This window comes from Geodermatophilus obscurus, assembly GCF_900115395.1.
GTDB lineage: Bacteria > Actinomycetota > Actinomycetes > Mycobacteriales > Geodermatophilaceae > Geodermatophilus > Geodermatophilus obscurus_B.
In genome coordinates, this window is sequence record NZ_FOWE01000001.1 from 331,466 (window position 1) to 353,015 (window position 21,550).

The window sequence follows — 21,550 nt, forward strand, 5'->3', positions numbered from 1 at the left end:
GTGCTCGGTCGCCGGGCCGGCCTGCGGTGTCCGTCGTCCCCATGCGGTCCGCCCTCCAGGGGTCGTCGCTCCGCACACGGTGGCGTACGAGCGCCTCCCGGGGGAGGGGGCGGCGCCCGGTCTCCCGCTCTGGACGCTGTCCCGGACGCTGAGCAGAATCCGTCCGCGTCGGCGCGACGGCGCCGTGGCCCGACGACGGGAGCCACCGGTGGACGGTCTTCTCGGGGTCGACACGCTGGTGGCCGTGGCGGCCGTCGCGCTGGTCGCTCCCCTGGTCGTCGGGCTGCTGCCCCGGCTGCCGGTCCCTCAGGTGGTCCTGCTGCTCGCCGGGGGGATGCTGATCGGGCCGGACGTCCTGGGGCTCAGCTCGCCGGGTCAGGTGCAGGTCCTGGCCGACGTGGGCCTGGGCTTCGTCTTCCTCCTCGCGGGCTACGAGGTGGACCTGCGCCTGTTCCGGCAGGACGCCGGGCGGCGTGCGGTGGTGGCCTGGACCGCCTCGCTGCTGATCGCGATCGGCGTGGTCGCCGTGCTGTCCCGGACGGGGCTGGTCCGCGCGTTCGTGCCGGTGGCCCTCGCCCTGACGACGACCGCGCTGGGGACCCTCCTCCCGATCCTCCGGGACAACGGGCTGCTGAGGGGCCGGCTGGGGAGCTACCTCCTCGCGGCGGGCGGGGTCGGGGAGCTGTTCCCCGTGCTGGCGATCGCGGTGTTCCTGGGCACCCAGAACCGGTTCACCGCGCTGGTCTCGCTGGGCGGCGTCGCGGTCCTCGCGCTGCTGCTCGGGCTGGCCCGCCGGGCGATCAGGGAGGGAGGCCGGCTCGCCACGGTCATCACGCTGGGCCAGCACGAGACCGCGCAGATCACCCTGCGCGGGACGATCCTCCTGCTGGTCGCGCTCATCGCCGTCACCGACCGCTTCCACCTCGACGCCGTGCTGGGCGCCTTCCTGGCCGGCGTCGTGCTCCGCCGCTGGGTGGGCACGTCCTCGCCGGTCCTGGAGTCGAAGCTCGACGCGGTCGGGTACGGCTTCTTCATCCCGGTCTTCTTCGTCTACTCCGGCATGAACCTGGACCTGGACTCGATCGCCGAGGCCCCGCTGCGGGTCGTGCTCTTCTTCGCCCTGATGCTCGGGGTCCGGGGGCTGCCTGCGCTGGTGGTCTACCGCGCCGTGCTGGACTGGCACGAGCGCACCCAGACGGCTCTGGTGACGGCGACCGCCCTCCCCGTGCTGGTGGCCCTGACCGAGATCGGCCTGCGCAACCGGACGATGCTGCCGGAGAACGCCGCGGCGCTGGTGGGCGCCGGTGTGCTCACCGTCCTCCTGCTGCCCGCCCTGGCCGTCGCGCTCGGCCGGTCCGAGGGGGGCGCGGATCCCGCCTCCGTTCCGGCCGGCGAGTCGCCGCCGCCGGCACCCGCTGCGTCGCGGGAGGGCACGTGGACCCGCCGACGCGGTCGGGACGGAGGCTAGCGTCGGTGCCGCTACCGCTACCGCTACCGCCACCGTCGCCGGCTGCGTCGTCGGCTGCGTCCTCGCGGGAGGGCGGGCCCCCTCCTCAGCGCGCCGGCTGCCGCGCCGCTGCCGGGACCCGGGGCGGCAGCTGCCGGGGATCCGCTCCGCCCGCGATGCGGGCGAGGGCCCGCAGGGCCGCCAGCGCACCCACCGGCTCGACCGCCGACGGCGAGGCGCCGGGGTGGGAGGCGGCGATGCGGACCCGCAGGGCGGCCGGCCGCACCCGGAAGACCAGCGGCGGGTCCAGCAGCGCGGCCTCCCCGTCGATGCCCACCGGCACCGGGCGCGTCGCCTCGACGCGGAACCCCGGGGTCTCCCACTGGCGCACGGGGCGCCGCCGGGGCCGCGCTCGGCGGTCCGGCGGGTCGAGGACCGTCACCCCCAGCAGGCCCTGGTCGACGGCCGGACGGGTCCCCGCTCCGGCGGCCCCGCCGAGCCGGTACTGGTTGTTGCCCACCAGGATGACCGCCGCCCCCTGCAGGGTCCGCCCACCCGGGGTGGGCCAGCTCAGGTCCTGCGACCCGCCCCGCACGGCCAGGGAGCGCGGCACCGTGCCGAGCAGGGTCCGCACCTTCGCCGCCCGGTAGCCGGAGCTCTGGACCGCCTCCGCGTAGATCCCCAGCGAGACGTTGTTGACGAAGACCCGGCCGTTGACCTCGGCGAGGTCGACGACCCGCTCACCGCCGTCGACGAGCGCGTCGAGCGCCCCCACCAGGTCGGTCCGGTCCACGCCGAGGTCGACGGCGAAGTGGTTGCGCGTCCCGGCGGGGATGCACGCGTAGGGGAGACCGGACTCGGCGGCCACGGCGGCCACCACGGCCTGCGAGCCGTCACCGCCGGCCATGCCGACGGCGTCGGCCCCCCGCTCCACCGCGTCCCGCACGAGCGCCGCCAGGTCCTCGCCGGGGCGCAGCTCGAGCACGTCGATGCCCCGGTCCCGGGCCGCCTCGGCCAGCCCGGCCGCCGCTGCCCGGCCGCCGCCCGACCGGGGGTTGACGACGACGACCGGCCGGCGGGGGCGCTCGGCGGGCGGAAGGACGACGTCCGGCCGGAAGGCCGACCGGGCCGCCGCGTGCCAGACCAGGGCGCCCAGGCCCAGCAGCAGGAGGGTGCGCACGTAGCCCTCGTCCATCAGCAGGACGACCCCGCCGGCGAGGGCCGCACCTGCGACGGCGAGGCCGGCGGCCCGGGCCGTGCCCCGGCGGAGCACGCCCTCCCACACGCCCCCGGCGACCAGCGCCCCGCAGGCCAGCAGGAGCAGCCCGCGGGGGAAGTCGTCCAGCGCCGCCTGCAGGCTCAGCACCGCCACCCAGGCCGCGGCGGCCAGCGCCACGACGGCGGCGGTGCGCCGCCGGCGTCTGCGCCGCCCTCGACGGAGCGTGCGCGGGGGAGCGGACATCGACGGCCACCTCTCCCGTCCGGGTCCTCCGGGGACACCAGTGTGCTGCGCCGACCGGGCCGGCGGGCCGGTCGGCGCAGCGCCCGCGTCAGATCCCGCACTCGTCGCCGAGGTGGTCGTCCACGCGGTTGCTGGCCTCCGACAGGTCGCCCTCGGCCTGCTCGAGCACCTCCAGCGAGTCGAGGTCGGTGACGTCGACCTGGCCGAACGCGTCGGCCATCCGGGCCAGGCCCGCCGCCATCGAGGCCCAGTCCGCGGTGATCGGCTCGGGCGCCTCGATGGCGCGCAGGTCGTCGGCGATCGTGCGGAACGCCTCGGCGATCGACGGGTCGCCCTCCGCGTCGTCCAGGGCGGCGTCGACGCGCTCGTCGATGCCGGCGGCCCGGTCGCAGAAGTCGCCGGTCGTCCCCTCCTCGGCCGCGGTCGCCTGCGTGGCCTCCGGGGAACCGGCACCGGAGCCGTCTCCGCCGCCGCACGCGGCCAGCAGGACGACGGCGGCCGCGGCCGGCCACCCCGACGCGGAACAGGTGCAGGTCGCGCCGCACGGTGCGGGTCATGGCTGCCTCCAGGGACGGCGGAACGAACCGACACGAGGCTCCGTCCGGGAGGCCTCTCCGGACCAGCGGGGTGCCCCCCGGACCGACCCGGGGCTGACCCCGTGGTGGCGCCCGCGCGGGGGTGACAGCGTCGGGTCGTGACACCGCGGGTGCTGATCGTCGACGACCACGCCCCCTCCCGGTCGCTGGCCCCCCGGCTCCTCGTGGCGGGGGCCTCTCGCCCGGTTGCCGTCGGCCGGCGAGCCCCGTCGCCGCCCGGGGTCAGGACCGGTCGTCGTCCCGGTCGGGGACGACGTGCACGGCCGCCTCCTCGGCGGAGGCGGCGCCGGTGTCGATGCCGACGTCCTCGGCGTGCAGCTCCGGCTCCTCGTCGTCCCAGCTGCCGTCGTCCTCGACCAGCCGGCCGGCCCGCCGGCCGCCGACCTCGTCGTCGATCAGCTCCCCGTCGGTGTCGGAGCTGTCGCCGAGGCCGTCGCCGGGGTCGTCGTCACCGCCGTCGGGCAGCTCGCGGGCGAGGCGGCCGCGCAGGCCCTCCCCGGCCGACTCCTCCCGCGCGGTGGTGCCCCACTCGCCGACGCCCCACGGCCGCTCCGGCGGGGACCACCCGGCGTCCTCGTCCGGCTCCGTCCCGTCGACGTCAGTCCTGTCGATGCCCCCGGTCCCGGTGTCCATCGCGCGTCCTCCCACCTCCGGGGCCTGCGGCCGACCGTCGGCCCCCTCCCGTGCCCCGGCGATGATGCGTTTGCCCATGTCCTCTCCGCATCGGTCAACTGACTGGGTGCAGATGCGCAGGTGACGGCGCCGGGGGCGGAGGACGCGGCGCACGGGGTCCGGCGGGCGCGCGGCAGGCGGTTGTGGGCGCCCTCCCAGGCACGGGACGCTCCGCCGCACGGGGACCCGCACCGATCGCCGCCGACCCTCCCGACCGCCGCCGGCCCTCCCGGCCGGCGGCGGGCGCTCCGAGCCGAGGGGAGCACCCGTGGACGCCACCGCCGAGGACCCCGCTCCCGCACTGGTCGGCCGGGCGGGGGACGTCGCCCTGCTCACGTCCCTCCTCGACCGCGCCGCCGACCACGGTGCCGCCCTGGTGCTCACCGGCGGGCCGGGCGTCGGCAAGAGCGCCCTGCTCGACGTCGGGGTACGGGCCGCCGGCGCGGCCGGGACCCGCGTGCTGTCCACTGCCGGCGTGGCGGCCGAGGCCGAGGTCGCCCACGCCGGGCTGAGCCGGCTCCTGCAGCCCGTGATGGGCGCCTGGGACACGCTGGCCGCGCTGCACCGCGACGCCCTCGCCACCGCGCTCGGCCACCGGGCGGGACCGACGCCCGACCGTCTCGTCGTCTCCACCGCCGTCCTCGCGCTGCTGCGGGAGGTCGCCGCCGGCGGCCCGGTGCTCCTGGTGGCCGACGACCTGCGGGACCTCGACCGGGCCACCGCCGACGTCCTGGGCTTCGTGGGCCGCCGGCTCCCGGGCAGCCGCATCGGCCTGCTCGCCGCCGCGCGGTCCGGCGACGACGGGTTCCGCCCGCTCGCCGGCCTGCCCGAGCACGAGGTGCGGCCGCTGGGCGACCGGGCGGCCGAGCAGCTGGTCACCGGTCGCTACCCGACGATGGCGCCCCGGGTCCGCCGCCGCGTCGTGGCCGTCTCCCAGGGCAACCCGCTGGCGCTGCTCGAGCTGCCCGCCGCGCTCACCGGCCCGCAGCGGGTGGCGCACCAGGCGCTGCCCCCGGTGCTGCCCCTGAGCAGCTCCCTGCGGTCCCGCTTCGCCGACCGGGTGGGCGACCTGCCGCCCGGCACCCGGCGGCTGCTCCTGCTCGCCGCCCTCGACGGGACCGGCGACCTCGGGGTCCTCGGCGCGGCGTCCCCGGGCGAGGACTGGCTCGACGTCCTGGCCCCCGCCGAGCGGGCGCGGCTGCTGTCCGTGGACGCCGGCACCCGCCGCGTGTCCCTGCGCCACCCGCTCGTCGGCTCGGCGGCCGTCGCGCTGGCGACGGCCGGCGAGCGCCGCCGGGCACACGTCACGCTCGCGGCGGTCCTCGCCGACCAGCCCGAGCGCCGGGCGTGGCACCTGGCCGAGGCGGCCGTCGGCTCGGACGGGCACGCCGCGGACCTCCTCGACGCGGCCGGGGAGCGTGCCCTGCGCCGGGGCGACGTGACCGCCGCCGTCCCCGCGCTGCTGCGGGCCGCCGACCTCGGCCGCCGCGGTCCCGACCGCGCGCGCCGGCTCGGCAGGGCCGCCTACGTGGGCGCGGCCGTGGCCGGTGACCTCCGCAGCGTCCCGCCCCTGCTGCTGCAGGCGCGCCGCGCCGACCCCGACGGCGGCGGCTCGCTGCCGGCCGCGATGGCCGCCGCCCACTCCCGGTGGGCGGGCGAGGGGGACGTCGACGGGGCCGTCACGGGCCTCGCGCGCGCGATCGAGGCCGCGCTGCGGGGACCGGTCGGGACCGGCGACCTCGACGAGGCGCTGCACGACCTGCTGGTCGTGTGCTCCTCCGCCGGCCGCCCCGGACCGGAGCGCGTCCTGCGGGCGACGGCCGCCCGGGTGGGGCACCGGGTGGGCCCGGCCGTGGCGGTCGCCCTGTCCACGCTCGGCGACCCGGCACACGTCACCGCCGCGGACCTCCGGCAGCTGGACCGGCTGGTCGCCGGCGTCGACGCGGAGGTGGACCCGGCGCGGATCGTGCGGACCGGGCTGGCCGCCCTGTCCGTCGACCGGCTCGACGGCTGCCGAGGGGCGTTGTGGCGGGTGGTGTGGGACGGGCGGGAGGGCGGCGCCGTGGGCTGCGCGACGCAGGCGCTGGTCCTCCTCGCCTCCGACGCCTGGACCGCCGGCCGGTGGGAGGAGGCGCGCCGCACCGCCGAGGAGGCCGTGGAGCTGGCCGGCGCCCGGGGGCACCGGCTCCTCGCGCTGTCCGGCACCGGCTGCCTGGCGCTGCTCTCCGCCGCCGAGGGGGACGGCGCGAGCGCGCGGGCCCTGGCCGGCGAGGTCGCCGCCTGGGCCGGCCCGCGGGGGGTCCGCGCACTGGAGCACGTGGCGTCCCGGGCGCGCGCGCTGGCGGCCCTCGCGGACGGCGACGTCGAGGAGGCCCACCGGCAGGCCGCGGCGACCGTCCCGCCGGGGACCGGAGCCGCCTCCGCGCCGGTCACCCCGGAGGTGGTGCTCGACCTGGTCGAGGCGGCGGTCCGGACCGGCCGGCGTCCGGAGGCTGAGGCGCACGTCGCGGCGGTGCGGGCGCTGCCGGCCGTGCGGCTGCGGCCCCGGCTGGCCCTGCTCGCGGCCGGCGCGGCCGCCCTCACCGCCCCGGACGGCGGGGCCACCGCGTGCTTCGAGGAGGCGCTGGCCGTGCCGGGCGCCGCCCGTTCCCCCTTCGAGCACGCGCGCGTGCAGCTGGCCCACGGCGAGCACCTGCGCCGGGTGCGCGCGACCGGTGCCGCCCGGCTGCACCTCGCCGCCGCGCTGGAGACCTTCACCCGGCTAGGCGCCCGGCCCTGGGCAGCGCGGGCCGGGCACGAGCTGCGCGCGGCCGGGATGTCGAGGTCCGTGGGGGCACCGGCGGTCCCGGCGGACCTGACGCCGCAGGAGCACGAGATCTCCCAGCTCGCGGCGTCGGGGCTGACCAACAAGCAGATCGGCGCGCAGCTCTACCTCTCCCCGCGGACGGTGAGCGCGCACCTGTACCGCGTCTTCCCCAAGCTCGGCATCTCCTCCCGGGCGGCGCTGCGGGACGCGCTGGCCCGCGCACCGCTGCCGGGCTGAGGCCGCGGGCCCCGCGCGCCGGCAGTCGCATGACCGATGCCGCGGCCGCGGCCGCCCGCCACGGTCGGCGGGTGCGGCGGGAGCGCCGGCGCGCAGGGACGACGAGGGAGCGGGCCATGCCGACCTACCAGATGGTCTACGGCGACGGTGAGCAGGTCGTGCGCGAGACGTACGAGGATGTGCAGGTCGAGCGGGAGGACGGCTGGACCGTCCTGTTCCGCGGGGGCTCGGCGATCCTGCGGGTGCAGGACGTCCACGTGCAGTCCCTCGAGCGGGTCGGGCCGCAGCCCGGCTGAGGCCCCGCCGAGTCACTTGACCGATGCCCGCGCCGGCCGGCGGACCCCAGACTCGGCCCGCCGGGGCAGCCGTCGCGGAGGGACCCCCGAGGAGCGACATGAAGCCGACCATCGTCCTGGTCCACGGTGCCTACGCCGAGTCGTCGAGCTGGGACGACGTCGTCGCGCCGCTGCAGGAGGCCGGGCACCGGGTGATCGCCTGGGCCACCCCGCTGCGCGGGCTCGCCTCGGACGCGGCCGGGCTCACCGACCTGGTCCGCAGCATCGAGGGCCCGGTGGTCCTCGTCGGGCACTCCTACGGCGGTGCGCTGCTGACCAACGTGGCCGCCGACGCGGGTGACGTGCAGGCCCTGGTGTACGTCGCCGGGTTCGCGCTCGACCCCGGTGAGAGCTGCGCGGACGCCTCGGCCCTCGTGCCCGGCGGCACGCTCGGCGAGACGCTGGTCCTCGTGCCGCTCACCGGCGGCGGCGCCGACACCTACATCGACCCGGCGAAGTACCATCACCAGTTCGCCGAGGACCTGCCCGAGGCGCAGGCGGCGCTCATGGCGGTCACCCAGCGGCCGGTGACCCAGGCGGCGCTCGGCGAGCCCTCCGGCGACGCGCCGCTGTGGCGCACGGTGCCCAGCTGGTTCGTCTTCGGCGAGCTGGACCGCAACATCCCGGCGGGCGCGCACCGCATCATGGCCGAACGGGCCGGGTCACGGCGCACCGTCGAGATCGCGGGCGCCTCGCACGTCGTGGGCATGTCCCACGTGGCCGAGACGGTGCAGATGATCCTCGAGGCGGCCGACGCCTCGACGACCGCGGCAGTCTGAGCGGGGCACCGGGAGCTCCGATGCCACCTCCAGGGCCGGACACCGGGACGCGCGGCGACGGCTTCGACGGCTTCGCGCAGGCGCGGCTCACCGTGGGGGACGTGACCCTGCGGGTGCGGTCGGGCGGCTCCGGTCCGCCGCTGCTGCTCCTGCACGGTTACCCGGAGACCCACCTGATGTGGGGCGGCGTCGCCGCGGAGCTGGCCGAGGACTTCACCGTGGTCGCGCCCGACCTCCGCGGCTACGGCGACAGCTCGAAGCCGCCGACCGTCCCGGGGCACGAGACCTACGGCAAGCGGGCCATGGCCGACGACGGCGTGCGGCTGATGCGGCAGCTGGGGTTCGACGCCTTCGACGTGGTGGGCCACGACCGGGGCGGCCGGGTGGCCTACCGCATGGCGCTGGACTCCCCGGACGCCGTGCGCCGGGTGACCGTGATGGACGTCGTCCCCACCGGCGAGGTGTGGGCCCGGGCCGACGCGCGCCTGGCGCTCGGGTACTGGCACTGGTCGTTCCTCGCGCTGCCCGAGCCGGTGCCCGAACGGCTCATCGCCCCGGACCCGGAGTTCTTCTTCTTCGACGCCGAGTTCGGCGGCGCCGTCCGGGGCTTCGCGCCCGAGGCGGTCGCCGACTACGCCCGGTCGGTCCGGGACCCGGCCGTGGTGCACGCCATCTGCGAGGACTACCGCGCCGGCGCCACCTGCGACCGCGACGACGACGACGCCGACCGGGCCGCCGGGCGCCGCATCACCTGCCCGCTGCAGGTGCTGTGGGCGGGCCGGGGCGCCCTGGCGACCTGGTACGACACGCTTGCCGTCTGGCGGGAGTGGGCCGACGACGTCACCGGCGAGGCGCTGGACTCCGGGCACTTCCTGGCTGAGGAGCGGCCTGCGGAGACGCTGGCCGCGATCCGCCGCTTCCACGGTGACGGGCACGCGCAGGCCGCGTGAGGACCCCCGCACCGGCCGGTGCGGGCGAGAGGAGACCGGGAATGAGCGACCCCACGGACCCCGGCGACCGCCGGCTGGACGGCAACGCCGCGGCCGGCGTCCTTACCGAGGTCATGACCATGGACCCGGCGTCGGCGATGGCCACCTGTGCGCACTGCGGCGGCCGGGCGGCGCTGGGCGGGCACCTCGTCTACGCCGATGCCCCGGCGCTGGTGCTGCGCTGCCCGTCGTGCCTGCAAGTGGTCCTGCGGTGCGCGTCGGACGAGGGCGGTCGGCGGCTGGAGATGACCGGCGTGCTGCTGCTGACCTCGCCGCCGGACCGCTGACCGCCCGGGGCCGTCACGCGCCCCCGGGCGGGTCCGGCGGGACCGGTCCCAGCGAGACGGTGCACAGCCCGAGCATGTCGACGATCCCCACCAGCCGGCCGTCGGCGAGCACCAGCAGGTGGTGGATCCGGTGCTGCACCATCGTGCGCAGGGCGTCGCCGACCGTCGTGTCCGGGGTGACGGTGACGGGCATGGTGGACAGGACGTCGGTGACCCGCAGCTGCTCGAGGTCCCGGCCGTCGGCGACCGCCTGGGTGACGTCGGCGTCGGTGACGATCCCGAGCGGGACGCGGGGGTCGTCACTGCGGACGACGACGAGGGCGGTGTCGCCCGACCGCTTCATCAGGTAGGCGGCCGCGGCCAGGTGCGCCCGCTGCTCCACGGTCGTGACCGGCGGGCGCATCACGGCCTGCACGGTGGGGGTGGCGGCTGTGGTGGTCACGGGTCTCCTCGCGGCGGGATGGTCACGCCGGGTCCCCGGTGCCGCCGAACCGCTCGAGCCGGACGGCCGAGGAGGCGTGCCCGAGGTCCACCAGGGTGGTGGCGACGGTCTCGACGAAGACGGTGGGGCCGCAGACGAAGACCCGGGGCCGGGCGTCGGGCGGGAAGGTCTGCTCCTGCAGCAGGGCACGGTCGACGCGGCCGGTGCGCCCGCGCCAGCCCGGCGGCGCGCCGCGGGTCAGCGTCACCGTCGTCTCCGGCCCGAGCAGGTCGCCGCCCAGGACGTCGTCGGCGGTGCGGGCCGAGTACAGCAGCCGGACCGGGGTGGGGTCCCCGGCGCGCCGGGCGTGGTCGAGCATGGCGAGGAAGGGGGAGGCCCCGGCGCCCCCGGCGACGAGCTGCACCGGCCGCCGCTGGTCCGCCGGGGTGGCGGCGTCGGCGGCGGCCGACCACACGAAGTACCCGCCGATCGGCCCGCGCAGCTCCAGGTCGTCCCCGGCCTGCATCTCCTCGGTGAGGTAGGGCGACACCTCACCGCCCTCGAGGTCCTCCACGAGCAGGTGGAGCCGGGGGTCCTCGGGGGGTGAGGCGATCGAGTAGCTGCGCTGGGCGGTGTAGCCGTCCTCGGCCGTCAACCGGACGTCGACGTGCTGCCCGGGCAGGTGTCCCCGCCAGTCGGGGACGTCGAAGACCAACCGCCGCACCCGGGGGCTCTCGGGCAGGTTGTCCGCGAGCCTGGCGCGCAGCCAGGTCAGTCGCCGCTGTACCGCTGCTCGCGCCACGGGTCACCGCGGTCGTGGTAGCCGAAGGTCTCCCAGAAGCCGGGCTCGTTCCTCGGCGTCACGGACAGCCCGCGGACCCACTTGGCGCTCTTCCAGAAGTACAGGTGCGGGACCAGCAGCCGCGCCGGGCCGCCGTGCTCGGGTGCGAGGGGCTGCCCGTCGTAGGTGTCGACCACCCATGCCCGGCCGTTCGTCACGTCGTCGAGGGGCAGGTTGGTGGTGTACCCGCCGTCGGAGAATGCCAGCACGTGCGACCCCTGCACGCCGGCGTCGGCCAGCAGGGTGTCGACCGACACGCCCTCCCAGCGGGTGCCGAACTTCGACCACTTGGTCACGCAGTGGATGTCGACCGAGACCGACTCGCGCGGCAGCGCGCGGAACTCCTCCCACGTCCAGGTCTGCGGGGCGGCGACCTCGCCGCGCACCGCGAGGTCCCACTGCGCGGGCGGCGTGTGCGGGGTCGGGCCGGCCGACAGCACCGGGAACCGGTCGCCGGTGTCGTACTGCCCCGGCGGCAGGCGGTCGTCGGTGGTGGCCGACCGCCGGCGCCCGAAGCCCCGGGAGACCAGTGACATGGCCGTCCTCCTCCTCGTCCGGCGGACCGTGCCACCCTGCGGCCGGGCGGCGGGCGGCCGCATCGGTCAGATGACCGTGGCGCGGGTCAGCCGAAGGTGACCGCGTAGACCTCGGCGCCGCGGTCGAGGAACTCGATCTCCACGGTGGCGGCGTCGACCGCGCCCGGGCGGCGCACGAGCTGGTGCAGCCGGGGCTCCGCGATGGTCCCGGAGCCGTCGGAGGCGACGTCGAGGCCGGCGTCGGCGCCCGACGGTCGGCCGTCGAGCAGCACGCGGTACCGCACGGTCGCGCCGGCCGGTGGCGCCGCGACCAGGTGGAGGTCGCGGGCGGAGAAGCGGAGGGTGAGCCGCCCGCCGGGCTTCTGCGCCACCGCCGCCTCGCGGCCCACCGTCCAGGCGCCGGCCAGGGCCCAGTGGCCGAGCCGCAGCCGGTCGGGGGCGGCGTAGGCGCGCGGCAGGTCGGCCACGACTCCGCCCGGCGAGGCGAAGCCGGTGGTCCGGTCGTAGCCCAGGTAGGTCTCGGCGGAGCGGAGGCTGTCCCAGTCGGCCGGGGCCTCGACGCCGCGCGCCTCGACGGGTGCGGGGAAGGGCCCGAGGTCGCCGGCGCCGGCCTCGGTGAGCAGCTGCCGCAGGACCGTCTCGGTCTCCTCGTAGGAGCCCTCGCCGAAGACGTGGTGGCGCAGGCGCCCGGTGGCGTCGACGAGGTAGAGCGCCGGCCAGAAGTGGTTGTGGAAGGACCGCCAGACGCCGAAGGTGTCGTCGACCGCGACCGGGTAGCCGATCGAGCGGGACTCCACGGCCCGGCGGACGGCCTCGACGCCGTGCTCGAAGGAGAACTCGGGGGAGTGCACCCCGACCACCACCAGCCCGGCGTCGCGGTAGGCGTCGGCCCAGGCGCGCACGTGGGGCAGCTGGCGCAGCCAGTTGATGCAGGTGTGGGTCCAGAAGTCGACGAGCACCACCCGGCCGCGCAGGTCGGCGCCGGTGAGCGGGGGCGAGTTGAGCCAGTCGGTGGCCGCGGCGAGGGAGAACTCCGCCTCGACGGGCCACAGGGCGTCGGCGCCGTCGGCGTCCCCGCGGTCCTCGGCGCGGACGTCGTCGGGACGGAACAGCTGCCCGAGCCGGCGGGCGCGGTCCAGCAGGTGGTCGGAGCCCAGGTGGTCGGGGGTCGTGTGCTCGGAGGTCGTGTGCTCGGTGGTCGTGTGCTCGGTGGTCGTGTGCCGGGTCCTCTCGCGGGCGGCGTGCGCGCCCACCCTCCGACCCCACCGGGGCCGCTCGCGCCCGTGGGGATCCCTGGTGCGGGCCGGGGCCGGCGGTTCCCGCGGGTCCGGTCCACGCCTCCGGGCTTAGGGTGCTCCATCCGGTCCGGCGCGGCGGGTGACCTCGCCCTCCCGGGACCGACCGGTCCACACGCCGTGCCGCGCGAACGCGAGGGGTGCATCTCCCGATGACGACCGACCAGCCGCGACGCTCGCCCCCGTGCGTCCTCGTCATCTTCGGCGCGTCGGGGGACCTGACCGCCCGCAAGCTGCTCCCCGCGCTGGAACGGCTGGCCGCTTACGGTGCGCTGCCGGCCGAGGTCGCCCTGGTCGGGGTCGCGCGCACACCGATGACCGACGAGGAGTTCGGCAGCCACTGCCGCGAGACCGTCGCCGCCACGGACGACCCGCGATGGACGGAGCTCACCGCCACCGCGCGGTACGTCGCCGGGGACTACGACGACCCGGCCACCTACGCCCGTCTCGCCGAGGTGCTCGAGGACTGCGACCGGCGGCAGGGCACCGCCGGCGGCCGGGTGTACTACCTGGCCACCCCGCCACGGTTGTTCGGGCCGATCGCGGTGAGCCTGGGGAAGGCCGGGCTGGGCGCACCGACCGGGCAGGGGTTCGTACGCGCCGTCATCGAGAAGCCGTTCGGCTGGGACGAGACCAGCGCCCGCGAGCTGTACGCCGACCTGTCGACGGCGTTCACCGAGGAGCAGATCTTCCGCATCGACCACTACCTGGCCAAGGAGACGGTGCAGAACCTGCTGGCGCTGCGGTTCGCCAACTCGGTCTTCGAGCCCATCTGGAACCGCACCTGGGTCGAGGACGTGCAGATCACCGTCGCGGAGACCCTCGGCGTGGGCAGCCGGGGCGGGTTCTACGAGACGACCGGGGCGATGCGCGACATCGTGCAGAACCACGTGCTGCAGGTGTTGTCGCTGTTCCTCATGGAGCCCCCGACCTCGTTCCACGCCGAGGCGATCCGCGACGAGAAGGTCAAGCTCCTGCGTGCCATCCGGCCGCTGGACGAGGAGGCCCAGATCGCGACGAACGCCGTCCGTGGCCAGTACACCCGCGGGGGCACCCGCGAGGAGCTGATGCCCGGGTACCGGGAGGAGCCCGGCGTCGACCCGCTGAGCTCCACCGAGACGTTCGTGGCCCTCAAGCTCGACATCGACAACTGGCGGTGGACCGGCGTGCCGGTCTTCGTGCGGACCGGCAAGCGGCTGCCCGCCCGGGTCACCGAGGTCGCGATGCAGTTCCGGCGGCCCCCGCAGCTGCCGCTGTTCCCGGGCACCGAGGCCGGCCTGGAGCCCGACGCCCTGATCGTGCGGGTCGCGCCCGACGAGGGGGTCAGTCTCCGCTTCGGCGCCAAGGTCCCCGGCCACGCCTTCCGCGTGCAGAAGGCCTCGATGGACTTCTCCTACGAGAGCTTCGACCAGGAGTCGATCGACGCCTACGAGCGGGTGATCCTCGACGCGCTGATCGGTGACCCCACCCTCTTCATCCGGGCCGACGAGGTCGGCCGCTCCTGGCGCATCGTCGACCCGGTGCTGCGGTACTGGGCCGGCGACCCGCAGCCGATCCCGCTGTACCAGGCCGCCACCTGGGGGCCGCCGGAGGCCACCGCGCTGATGACCCGCACGGGCCGCAGCTGGCGCCACGGGACCTGACCGCACCCCTCGACGGGGAGACGCGCCCACCGGTCAGGTGCGGCCGGCCACCGCGGTGCGCAGCTCCAGCAGCGCGTCGAGGAACGCCTCCGAGAACGTCGGGAACGGCTGGACCACGTCCTCGAGGACGTCCAGCGGCACGCGGGCCCGGATGGCGAGGGTGGCCTGCTGCAGCCACTCGCCGGACCCAGGGCCCAGCGCGTGCGCGCCGGTGAGGCGTGCGCCGTCGGAGACCAGCGTGAGGTAGCCGGGCTCGGTGTCGTAGGAGCGTGTGTAGGTGGCCGTCCGCGCCACCCCGGACAGCGGGACGGTCGCCGTCAGCGGCCCGTCGGCGTCCCCCACCGCAGCGGCCTCCGGATCGGTGTAGGTCACCCGCGGGACGGCGGAGTAGTCCACCGTGCGCGGCCGGCCCAGGATGTTCGACGCCACCACGCGCGCCTGGTACTTGCCGACGTGCGTGAGCGGCCACGGTGTCATGACGTCACCGACGGCCCACAGCCCCTCGCGGGCGTTCATGCGCGCGTCGACCCGGAGCTCCTCGATGCCGACCGTCTCCAGGCCGATGTCGTGCACCCGGGGCCGCCGGCCGGTGGCGACCAGCAGCCGGTCACCGCGCAGGGGCTTCCGGTCGGGGAACTCGAGCACGAACTCCCCGTCCTCCCGGCGCGCGGCAGACGCCATCTGGCCGAAGAACAGGCCCACGCCCTCGGCCGCGAGGGCCGTGCCGAGCGCCGTGCCCAGGGCCCGTGGCTCGCGGGGGAGGAGGTGCTCCATGCCCTCGACGATCGATGCCGAGCCACCCAGCCGGGTCACCGCCTGGGCCATCTCCACGCCCACCGGGCCGCCGCCGAGAACCAGCAGGTGGCGCGGGACCTCCGTCATGCTCGTCGCGTCCCGGCTGGTCCACACGCCGGGCAGCTCGCGCAGCCCCGGGACGGGCGGCACGAACGGATCGGAGCCGGTGGCCAGGACCACGTGGGTGGCCGCGTGGGACACCCCGTCCACCACGACGCGTCCGTGCCCGGCGAGGCGGCCGTGGCCGCGGATGACGTCGAGCGACCGGCCGACTCGGCCTCGGAGTTCATCGAGGCGATCGTCGGCGTCGGCGCCAGCCGGGTGCGCGACCTGTTCGCACAGGCGAAGGCGGTGGCCCCGTCGATCGTCTTCATCGACGAGCTCGACGCCATCGGCCGGGCGCGGGGCGGGTCGGTCGCGACCGGCGGCGTCGACGAGCGGGAGCAGACGCTCAACCAGGTGCTCACCGAGATGGACGGCTTCGAGGGCAACGAGGGCGTGGTCGTGCTGGCCGCCACCAACCGGCCGGAGGTGCTGGACCCGGCGCTGCTGCGGCCGGGCCGGTTCGACCGACGGGTGGCGGTCGGCGCCCCTGACCGGCGCGGCCGGCTGGAGATCCTGCGGGTCCACACGCGGGCGGTGCCGCTGGCCCCCGACGTCGACCTGGAGGCGGTGGCCGCCGCGACGCCGGGCATGGTCGGAGCCGACCTGGCGAACCTGGTCGACGAGGCGGCGCTGCTGGCCGCCGCCCCGCGGCGCGAGGAGGTCACCGCCGCGGACTTCGGAACGGCGCTGGAGAAGACCGTGCTGGGCACCGTGCGCGGCATCGTGCTCTCCCCGGAGGAGAAGCTGAGCACCGCCCACCACGAGTCGGGGCACGCGCTGCTCGGCATGCTGACCCCCGGTGCGGACCCGGTGCGCCGGGTGACGATCGTCCCGCGGGGGCAGGCGCTGGGGGTGACCGTGCAGACCCCGCAGGCCGACCGGTACGGGTACTCCGTGCGCTAACTGCGGGGCCGCATCGTCGGGGCGCTCGGTGGCCGCGCCGCCGAGGAGGTCGTCTACGACGACGTCACGACGGGTGCCGCGAGCGACCTGGAGCAGGCCACCGCGCTGGCCCGGCAGATGGTCGGCCGCTGGGGCATGTCGGCCGCCGTCGGGCCGGTCACCGTCCTGCCCTCGGGGCCGGAGCAGTCGTTCGTCGCCGACGGCGTCGCGCCGGCGACCCGCGAGCTCGTCGACCGCGAGGTCCGCCGCCTGCTCGAGGACTGCTACCGCGAGGCGGTCGAGACGCTGCGGGGCAACCGGGAGCGGCTCGATCGCCTGGCCCCGCACCCTGCTGGACCGGGAGACGCTCGACGAGGCCGAGGCCCTCGCCGCCGCCGGGCTCACCCCGGGGACGGCGCCGGCCGCCGTCGCCCGCGGGGAGACGCCCGTCGGCGGCCGCGTCGCGGGCCTCCCTCCGGAGGACGCCGCCGCCCCAGCGGGTCAGCTGTCCTGAGCGGTCCCGGCCAGCTGCAGCAGGACGGCCTCGTCCGGCCGCAGCACCAGCTCCGACAGGGACACGCGGCCGGGAGCCCCGGCGGCGGGGTCGGTGGACAGCAGGACCGAGGCCTCGGCGTCGGGCAGGCCGCGGAGCTGCAGGCCCCGGGGTCCGGAGGCGAGGTTGACGGCGGCCAGCAGCCGCCCGGACCCGCCGGTGCGCAGCCAGGCGAGCACGTCGGGACCGGCGTCGAGGAACCGCTGGTCCCCGCTCTGCAGCGTCTCCGAGCCCGCCCGCAGGGCGCCCAGGCGGCGCACCAGGGACAGCGTCGAGGCGGGGTCGGCGGCCTGGCGCTCGGCGCACAGCTCCTCGGCGTCGCGGACCAGGGGCAGCCACGGTGTCCCCGTGGTGAAGCCGGCGCCGGGGCCGGCCACCGAGGGCGGTCGCCAGGGGAGCGGCGCCCGCTCGGGGTCGCGGCCGTCGACGTCGACGACCCGGTCGGGCGGGATCTCCGCGTCGGGCAGCCCCAGCTCGTCGCCCTGGTAGAGGAACGGCGTGCCGCGCAGCGCGGTCAGCAGCAGGGCGGCGGCGCGGGCACGGGCCGGCCCGGAGCCGCGGCCGTCGTCGTAGCGGGTGGCGATGCGCGAGTGGTCGTGGTTGCCGAGGAACCACGCCGGCCACGCGTCGGGCTCGGCGAGGTCCTCGAACTCCTCGACGACGCGGCGGAACGCGGCGGCGTCCCACGGCAGGTGCAGGAACACGAAGTTGTGGGCCATGTGCAGCTGGTCGCCGCCGGCGAGGTAGTCGACGACGCGGCGCTGGTCGAGCAGGTAGACCTCGCCGACGAGCACGCGGTCCGGGTACTCGTCCGCGACCCGGCGGATGCGGCGCAGCCTCTCGTGCGCGACCGGCTCCCAGTCCTGGTCGTGGCGCCGGTCGGATCCCGCGTTGGCGCGCAGCAGCGGGTCCTTGCCCAGGCGCTGCAGCGCGTCGACCCGCAGGCCGTCGACGCCGCGGTCGAACCAGAAGCGGACGACGTCGTACATGGCCGCCTCGACGTCGGGGTTCTCCCAGTTCAGGTCGGGCTGCTGCGGCGTGTAGGAGTGCAGGTACCACTGGCCGGTGGCCTCGTCGTGGGTCCAGGCCGGGCCGACCGCGGCGAACTCCGACCGCCAGTCGTTGGGCGGCCCGCCGTCCGGTGCGCCGTCCCGCCAGACGTACCAGTCGCGCCTCGGGTCCGCCCGCGACGACCGCGACGCCAGGAACCACGGGTGCCGGTCGGAGGAGTGGTTGGGCACCCAGTCCAGCAGCACGCGGATGCCGCGCCCGTGGCAGTCGGCGATCAGCCCGTCCAGCTCGTCGAGGGTGCCGAACAGCGGGTCGACGTCGCAGTAGTCGGCGACGTCGTAGCCGAAGTCGGCCATCGGCGAGGGGAACACCGGCGACAGCCACACGGCCTGCACGTGCAGCGCGCTCAGGTGGTCGAGGTGGGTCCGCAGGCCGCGGAGGTCGCCGACGCCGTCACCGTCCCCGTCGGCGAACGACCGGGGGTAGACCTGGTAGACCGTGCCGCGCTGCCACCACGGGGGCGAGCTCATGCGCCGAGCGTATGGGTGCCGGGCCCGCTGGGCGGGACGGTCATCCGACTGATCCGGCGCTGCCCGGCCGGTGGCAGCATCCCGGCATGACCGGCTCGCCGCGCCGCCGCATCCCGTTCCCGAGGGCGCGGGAGGGCGCCGCAGGCCCGTCCGGGCGGCCGCCCCGGGTGGTGGTCGTCGGCGGCGGGTTCGCCGGCTTCCACGCCCTGCGCTACCTGCAGCGGCACCTCCCGCGCGGCGCCGCGGAGCTCGTGCTGGTCTCCCCGAACGACTACCTGCTCTACAGCCCGCTGCTGCCGGAGGTGGCCACGGGCGTCGTCGAGGCCCGGCACATCGCGGTGTCCCTGCGGCGCACCCTGCCACGGGTGCGGCTGGTCCTGGGCCGCGTCTCCGACGTCGACCTGACCGGGCACCGGATCACCGTGCAGCGGGCCGACCTGGTGCAGCGGCTGGACTGGGACCAGCTGCTCCTCGTCCCCGGGTCGATCACCCGGCAGTTCGACATCCCCGGCGTCCCCGAGCACGCCCGCGGCCTGAAGACGCTGGTGGAGGCCGTCTACCTGCGCGACCACCTGCTCGAGCAGCTCGACCTCGCCGACGCCCAGCCCGACACCGAGGAGGGGCGGGCGGCGCGCGCGGAGATGCTCACGGTCGTCGCCGTGGGTGCCGGCTACACCGGCACCGAGTTCGTCGCCCAGGCCCAGCGGTGGCTGACCCGCATCGAGCGGCGCTGGGACCGCACCCGCGCCCGGGACGTGCGGTGGGTGCTGGTCGACGTCGCCCCGGCCGTCCTCCCCGAGCTCGGCCCGCGGCTCGGCGAGCACGCGCTGCGGGTGCTCCGCGACCGCGGCGTCGACGTCCGCCTGCGCACCAGCGTCGCCTCGGCCGAGGACACGCGCGTCGTCCTCACCGACGGGACCACGGTCGCCACCCGGACCCTGGTCTGGGGTGCCGGGGTGGTGGCCAGTCCCCTGGTGATGGGGCTGGGGCTGCCGACCCGCCGCGGCCGGCTGGTCACCGATCCCGACCTGTCGGTCCCCGGCGCCGACGGCCTGTGGGCGGCCGGCGACGCCGCGGCCGTGCCCGACCTGGCCGTGGACCCGGCCGGTGACGGGCAGCGGCCCGACACCCAGCCCACCGCGCAGCACGCGCAACGGCAGGGCGTGGCACTGGGCCGCAACGTCGCGGCCGCGCTCGGCCACGGCACCGCCCGCCCCTACCGGCACCCCGACCTCGGACTGGTCGCCGACCTCGGCGGGCTGGACGCCGTCGCCCGTCCGCTGGGCCTGCCGCTGACCGGCCCGGTGGCCAAGGTGGTCGCCCGGGGCTACCACCTCTACGCGCTGCCGGCGATGTCCAACCGGATCCGGGTGGCCCTCGACTGGGCGTTCCAGACGCTGCTCCCGCCCGACGACACGCAGCTGTCGGTGGTGCGCGAGGAGGACGCCCGCCTGGCCACCGCCCAGGCCACCGCCATCTACCGCTCGACGGCGTAGCCGGGGCAGTGCGCCCGGGTCAGCCCTGGCCGGCCATGCGCCGGACCGTGCCGACCACGTACACCACGGACAGCACGAAGAAGACCCCGCCGACCACCGCCTGCACCTGGTCGGCGTCGACCCGGGAGCGCCTGGCGATCGGTCCGGCGACGGCGTCGGCCAGCTTCGCCCGCCACCCCTGCAGTCCGGCCTTGCCGAGGGAGACGACGTCCATGGCCGGCAGGTACCCACCCACGCCGGACCTAGGCCACCGGGCCGGGGAGCCCGGTCGCGCGACCGGGCGGTCCCCCGCAGGATCGTCCCGGCGGAACCGGTGGAGGGGAGCGGGATGGCGGTCAGCGAGGTCGACCTGCGGCGGCGGTGGTCCGCCGGGCAGCCGTGCCACGGCGTGTGGAGCGTGCTCCCGGGCGCGGTGACCGGCGAGGTGCTGGCGCGGACCGGCGCCGACTACGTCGTCGTCGACCTGCAGCACGGCGCCACCGCCGAGGCCGACCTGCCGGGCGTCACCGCGGCGGTCACCGCGGCGGGTGCGGTGCCGCTCGTCCGCACCCGGAGCCCGGCCTTCGCCGACGTCGGCCGCCCGCTCGACCTGGGCGCCCGCGGGGTGGTCGTGCCCAACGTCCGCGACGCCGGGCACGCCCGGGAGGTGGTCGCCGCCTGCCGGTACGCCCCGTCCGGCGGACGGTCCGTCGGACGGCTCTCCGGCGGGGCCGACGAGCCCCTGGTGGTCCTCATGGTGGAGTCCGCGACCGCGCTCGACGACCTCGACGCCGTCCTCGCGGTCGAGGGCCTGGACGGCGTGTACGTCGGTCCCGGTGACCTCTCCCTGTCCCTGGGGCTGACCGGGGAGGAGCACCGCACGGAGCTGCGCCGGGTGCTGTCCTCGATCGTCGCCCGGGCCGTCGCCGCCGGCGTGCCCGTGGGGGTCCACGCCCACACCGGGCAGGAGGCCAGCGGGTACGCCGAGGAGGGCGCGACGATCGTCACGGTCGCCGTCGACGCCGTCGCCCTCGGCGGGGCGATCACGCACTCCCTCGGCGTCGCCCGCGGCTGAGTCACCTGCGCGCGGGGCCGCCCCGTGCGGCGCCGCCGACGAACCGTGCCCGGTCGCCCGGGGGGAGCTTGGCCGACGCGGTCCGCACCGCGGCGCGCGGCATCCGGCCGGCGTGCTCGTCGAGGAACGCCGCCACCGCGCCCGGGGCGCGCCCGCCGGCGTGCTCCAGCAGGATGCCGACCGCCTTGTGGACCAGCGGGTCGGGGTCGGCGGCCAGGCGCGCGGCGAGGGGGAAGACCTCGGCGAGGTGCTGGTCGTCGCCCCAGCGCACGAAGGCCAGGGGGGCGGTGACGGCGGTCCGCCGCCGCAGGGGGTCGCCGGCGGCGGCCAGCTCGTGCAGCGGCGTGACCGGGCGGGTGAGCAGGGCGCCGCCGACGACGCTGGGCGCCGCCCGGTCGACCATGTCCCAGGTGGTGATCCGGTCGTGGTGACCGAGGTAGAGGTCGCACAGCCGCTGCTTCCCGGCGTCGCCGGTGCGTCGGTCGCGGGCCCGCAGGTCGAGGAGGCACAGCGCGCCGAGGCGGACCTCGTAGAGCGGGCTCGCGAAGAGCCGCCCGACCTCCTCCAGCGGCATGGCCCGCGCCGCGCGGGCGGCGGCGAAGACGTCCCGCATGCGCATGCCGATCGCCCCGTCGCCCGGCGCGAGCCGCCGCCGGATCACCGGCAGCTCCTCGGGTGCCCGGAGGTCGTGCAGCGTGGCCACGAACCCCTCGGCCGTCGGTGCGGTCACGGCGGTCCTCCTCGTCCGTCCCGGGCCGGTGGGAGGGGAGACGGTCGC

Annotated in this window: 20 protein-coding genes and 1 pseudogene; 10 read left to right on the forward strand and 11 right to left on the reverse strand. The window is 76.9% G+C overall.

Annotation, left to right across the window (positions count from 1 at the left end):
- The first annotated feature begins 208 nt into the window (after positions 1-208).
- The gene (locus tag BM165_RS01560) at positions 209-1,468 is read left to right on the forward strand and encodes a cation:proton antiporter (protein WP_083426934.1); all 1,260 of its coding nucleotides are present in this window, start codon (positions 209-211) and stop codon (positions 1,466-1,468) included.
- An 85-nt stretch (positions 1,469-1,553) separates the two neighbouring features.
- Here BM165_RS01560 and BM165_RS01565 read toward each other — a convergent pair whose 3' ends face one another.
- From BM165_RS01565 to BM165_RS01570, 3 genes are all read right to left on the reverse strand, one after another.
- Positions 1,554-2,909 carry a diacylglycerol/lipid kinase family protein gene (locus BM165_RS01565; RefSeq protein WP_075011753.1) on the reverse strand — a complete coding sequence of 452 codons (1,356 nt, stop codon included), beginning with the start codon at positions 2,907-2,909 and terminating at the stop codon, positions 1,554-1,556.
- Positions 2,910-2,997: 88 nt separating this feature from the next.
- Complete coding sequence (locus BM165_RS24580; protein ID WP_177225058.1) at positions 2,998-3,150, reverse strand: hypothetical protein; 153 nt, start codon at positions 3,148-3,150, stop codon at positions 2,998-3,000.
- A gap of 577 nt (positions 3,151-3,727) precedes the next feature.
- The gene (locus BM165_RS01570; protein WP_075011754.1) at positions 3,728-4,138 is read right to left on the reverse strand and encodes a DUF5709 domain-containing protein; all 411 of its coding nucleotides are present in this window, start codon (positions 4,136-4,138) and stop codon (positions 3,728-3,730) included.
- A 307-nt stretch (positions 4,139-4,445) separates the two neighbouring features.
- On the opposite strand from BM165_RS01570, the gene BM165_RS01575 reads away from it, so the two are divergent.
- From BM165_RS01575 to BM165_RS01595, 5 genes are all read left to right on the forward strand, one after another.
- On the forward strand, positions 4,446-7,220 hold the full coding sequence (locus tag BM165_RS01575) for a helix-turn-helix transcriptional regulator (protein ID WP_075011755.1): 2,775 nt from the start codon (positions 4,446-4,448) through the stop codon (positions 7,218-7,220).
- 116 nt (positions 7,221-7,336) lie between these two features.
- Entirely contained in the window at positions 7,337-7,516 is a 180-nt protein-coding gene (locus BM165_RS01580) for a hypothetical protein (RefSeq protein WP_075011756.1), read from the forward strand.
- A 98-nt stretch (positions 7,517-7,614) separates the two neighbouring features.
- A complete protein-coding gene (locus BM165_RS01585; protein ID WP_208976599.1) occupies positions 7,615-8,334 on the forward strand; it encodes an alpha/beta fold hydrolase in 720 nt (239 codons plus the stop codon).
- Between the two features lie 20 nt (positions 8,335-8,354).
- Positions 8,355-9,284 (forward strand): alpha/beta fold hydrolase, encoded by a 930-nt coding sequence (locus tag BM165_RS01590; RefSeq protein ID WP_075011758.1) that lies wholly within the window; start codon positions 8,355-8,357, stop codon positions 9,282-9,284.
- A gap of 41 nt (positions 9,285-9,325) precedes the next feature.
- Positions 9,326-9,610 carry a DUF6510 family protein gene (locus BM165_RS01595; RefSeq protein WP_075011759.1) on the forward strand — a complete coding sequence of 95 codons (285 nt, stop codon included), beginning with the start codon at positions 9,326-9,328 and terminating at the stop codon, positions 9,608-9,610.
- 13 nt (positions 9,611-9,623) lie between these two features.
- On the opposite strand, the gene BM165_RS01600 is transcribed toward BM165_RS01595, so the two are convergent.
- The 4 genes from BM165_RS01600 to BM165_RS01615 form a co-directional block, all read right to left on the reverse strand.
- Entirely contained in the window at positions 9,624-10,052 is a 429-nt protein-coding gene (locus BM165_RS01600) for a CBS domain-containing protein (RefSeq protein WP_083426935.1), read from the reverse strand.
- Between the two features lie 22 nt (positions 10,053-10,074).
- Entirely contained in the window at positions 10,075-10,833 is a 759-nt protein-coding gene (locus BM165_RS01605) for an FAD-binding oxidoreductase (protein ID WP_075011760.1), read from the reverse strand.
- Positions 10,803-11,408, reverse strand: a complete 606-nt coding sequence (locus BM165_RS01610; RefSeq protein WP_075011761.1) for a sulfite oxidase-like oxidoreductase — start codon at positions 11,406-11,408, stop codon at positions 10,803-10,805. The genes BM165_RS01605 and BM165_RS01610 overlap by 31 nt, the downstream gene beginning before the upstream one ends.
- 86 nt (positions 11,409-11,494) lie before the next feature.
- Positions 11,495-12,661 (reverse strand): redoxin domain-containing protein, encoded by a 1,167-nt coding sequence (locus tag BM165_RS01615; RefSeq protein ID WP_075011762.1) that lies wholly within the window; start codon positions 12,659-12,661, stop codon positions 11,495-11,497.
- 194 nt (positions 12,662-12,855) lie between these two features.
- On the opposite strand from BM165_RS01615, the gene zwf reads away from it, so the two are divergent.
- On the forward strand, positions 12,856-14,346 hold the full coding sequence (gene zwf / locus BM165_RS01620) for a glucose-6-phosphate dehydrogenase (RefSeq protein ID WP_075011763.1): 1,491 nt from the start codon (positions 12,856-12,858) through the stop codon (positions 14,344-14,346).
- Between the two features lie 33 nt (positions 14,347-14,379).
- Here zwf and BM165_RS25410 read toward each other — a convergent pair whose 3' ends face one another.
- On the reverse strand, positions 14,380-15,354 hold the full coding sequence (locus tag BM165_RS25410) for an FAD-dependent oxidoreductase (protein ID WP_348271781.1): 975 nt from the start codon (positions 15,352-15,354) through the stop codon (positions 14,380-14,382).
- Positions 15,355-15,381: 27 nt separating this feature from the next.
- On the opposite strand from BM165_RS25410, the pseudogene BM165_RS25090 reads away from it, so the two are divergent.
- Positions 15,382-16,458: pseudogene (locus tag BM165_RS25090) on the forward strand (ATP-dependent metallopeptidase FtsH/Yme1/Tma family protein); the annotation flags it as partial.
- Between the two features lie 171 nt (positions 16,459-16,629).
- Here the strand turns inward: BM165_RS25090 and BM165_RS01645 are convergent.
- Complete coding sequence (locus tag BM165_RS01645) at positions 16,630-18,222, reverse strand: alpha-amylase family glycosyl hydrolase (RefSeq protein WP_075011765.1); 1,593 nt, start codon at positions 18,220-18,222, stop codon at positions 16,630-16,632.
- An 86-nt stretch (positions 18,223-18,308) separates the two neighbouring features.
- Between BM165_RS01645 and BM165_RS01650 the strand changes: the two genes are divergently transcribed.
- Positions 18,309-19,718: an NAD(P)/FAD-dependent oxidoreductase gene (locus BM165_RS01650; protein ID WP_083426936.1), complete on the forward strand. Its 1,410-nt coding sequence runs from the start codon at positions 18,309-18,311 to the stop codon at positions 19,716-19,718.
- A 19-nt stretch (positions 19,719-19,737) separates the two neighbouring features.
- On the opposite strand, the gene BM165_RS01655 is transcribed toward BM165_RS01650, so the two are convergent.
- Entirely contained in the window at positions 19,738-19,953 is a 216-nt protein-coding gene (locus BM165_RS01655) for a hypothetical protein (RefSeq protein WP_244273959.1), read from the reverse strand.
- 93 nt (positions 19,954-20,046) lie between these two features.
- On the opposite strand from BM165_RS01655, the gene BM165_RS01660 reads away from it, so the two are divergent.
- The gene (locus tag BM165_RS01660) at positions 20,047-20,772 is read left to right on the forward strand and encodes an HpcH/HpaI aldolase family protein (RefSeq protein ID WP_075011766.1); all 726 of its coding nucleotides are present in this window, start codon (positions 20,047-20,049) and stop codon (positions 20,770-20,772) included.
- A gap of 1 nt (position 20,773) precedes the next feature.
- On the opposite strand, the gene BM165_RS01665 is transcribed toward BM165_RS01660, so the two are convergent.
- On the reverse strand, positions 20,774-21,502 hold the full coding sequence (locus BM165_RS01665) for a DNA alkylation repair protein (protein ID WP_075011767.1): 729 nt from the start codon (positions 21,500-21,502) through the stop codon (positions 20,774-20,776).
- Positions 21,503-21,550: the final 48 nt, after the last annotated feature.

What these genes read in the sequence shown, in the direction of transcription:
- BM165_RS01585 (WP_208976599.1), top strand. Translation starts at nt 7,615, where the DNA reads ATGAAGCCGACCATCGTCCTGGTCCACGGTGCCTACGCCGAGTCGTCG.
- BM165_RS01570 (WP_075011754.1), bottom strand. Translation starts at nt 4,138, where the DNA reads ATGGACACCGGGACCGGGGGCATCGACAGGACTGACGTCGACGGGACG.
- BM165_RS24580 (WP_177225058.1), bottom strand. Translation starts at nt 3,150, where the DNA reads ATGGCGGCGGGCCTGGCCCGGATGGCCGACGCGTTCGGCCAGGTCGAC.
- BM165_RS01590 (WP_075011758.1), top strand. Translation starts at nt 8,355, where the DNA reads ATGCCACCTCCAGGGCCGGACACCGGGACGCGCGGCGACGGCTTCGAC.
- BM165_RS01610 (WP_075011761.1), bottom strand. Translation starts at nt 11,408, where the DNA reads ATGTCACTGGTCTCCCGGGGCTTCGGGCGCCGGCGGTCGGCCACCACC.
- BM165_RS01660 (WP_075011766.1), top strand. Translation starts at nt 20,047, where the DNA reads ATGGCGGTCAGCGAGGTCGACCTGCGGCGGCGGTGGTCCGCCGGGCAG.
- BM165_RS01650 (WP_083426936.1), top strand. Translation starts at nt 18,309, where the DNA reads ATGACCGGCTCGCCGCGCCGCCGCATCCCGTTCCCGAGGGCGCGGGAG.
- BM165_RS01580 (WP_075011756.1), top strand. Translation starts at nt 7,337, where the DNA reads ATGCCGACCTACCAGATGGTCTACGGCGACGGTGAGCAGGTCGTGCGC.
- BM165_RS01645 (WP_075011765.1), bottom strand. Translation starts at nt 18,222, where the DNA reads ATGAGCTCGCCCCCGTGGTGGCAGCGCGGCACGGTCTACCAGGTCTAC.
- BM165_RS01565 (WP_075011753.1), bottom strand. Translation starts at nt 2,909, where the DNA reads ATGTCCGCTCCCCCGCGCACGCTCCGTCGAGGGCGGCGCAGACGCCGG.
- zwf (WP_075011763.1), top strand. Translation starts at nt 12,856, where the DNA reads ATGACGACCGACCAGCCGCGACGCTCGCCCCCGTGCGTCCTCGTCATC.
- BM165_RS01595 (WP_075011759.1), top strand. Translation starts at nt 9,326, where the DNA reads ATGAGCGACCCCACGGACCCCGGCGACCGCCGGCTGGACGGCAACGCC.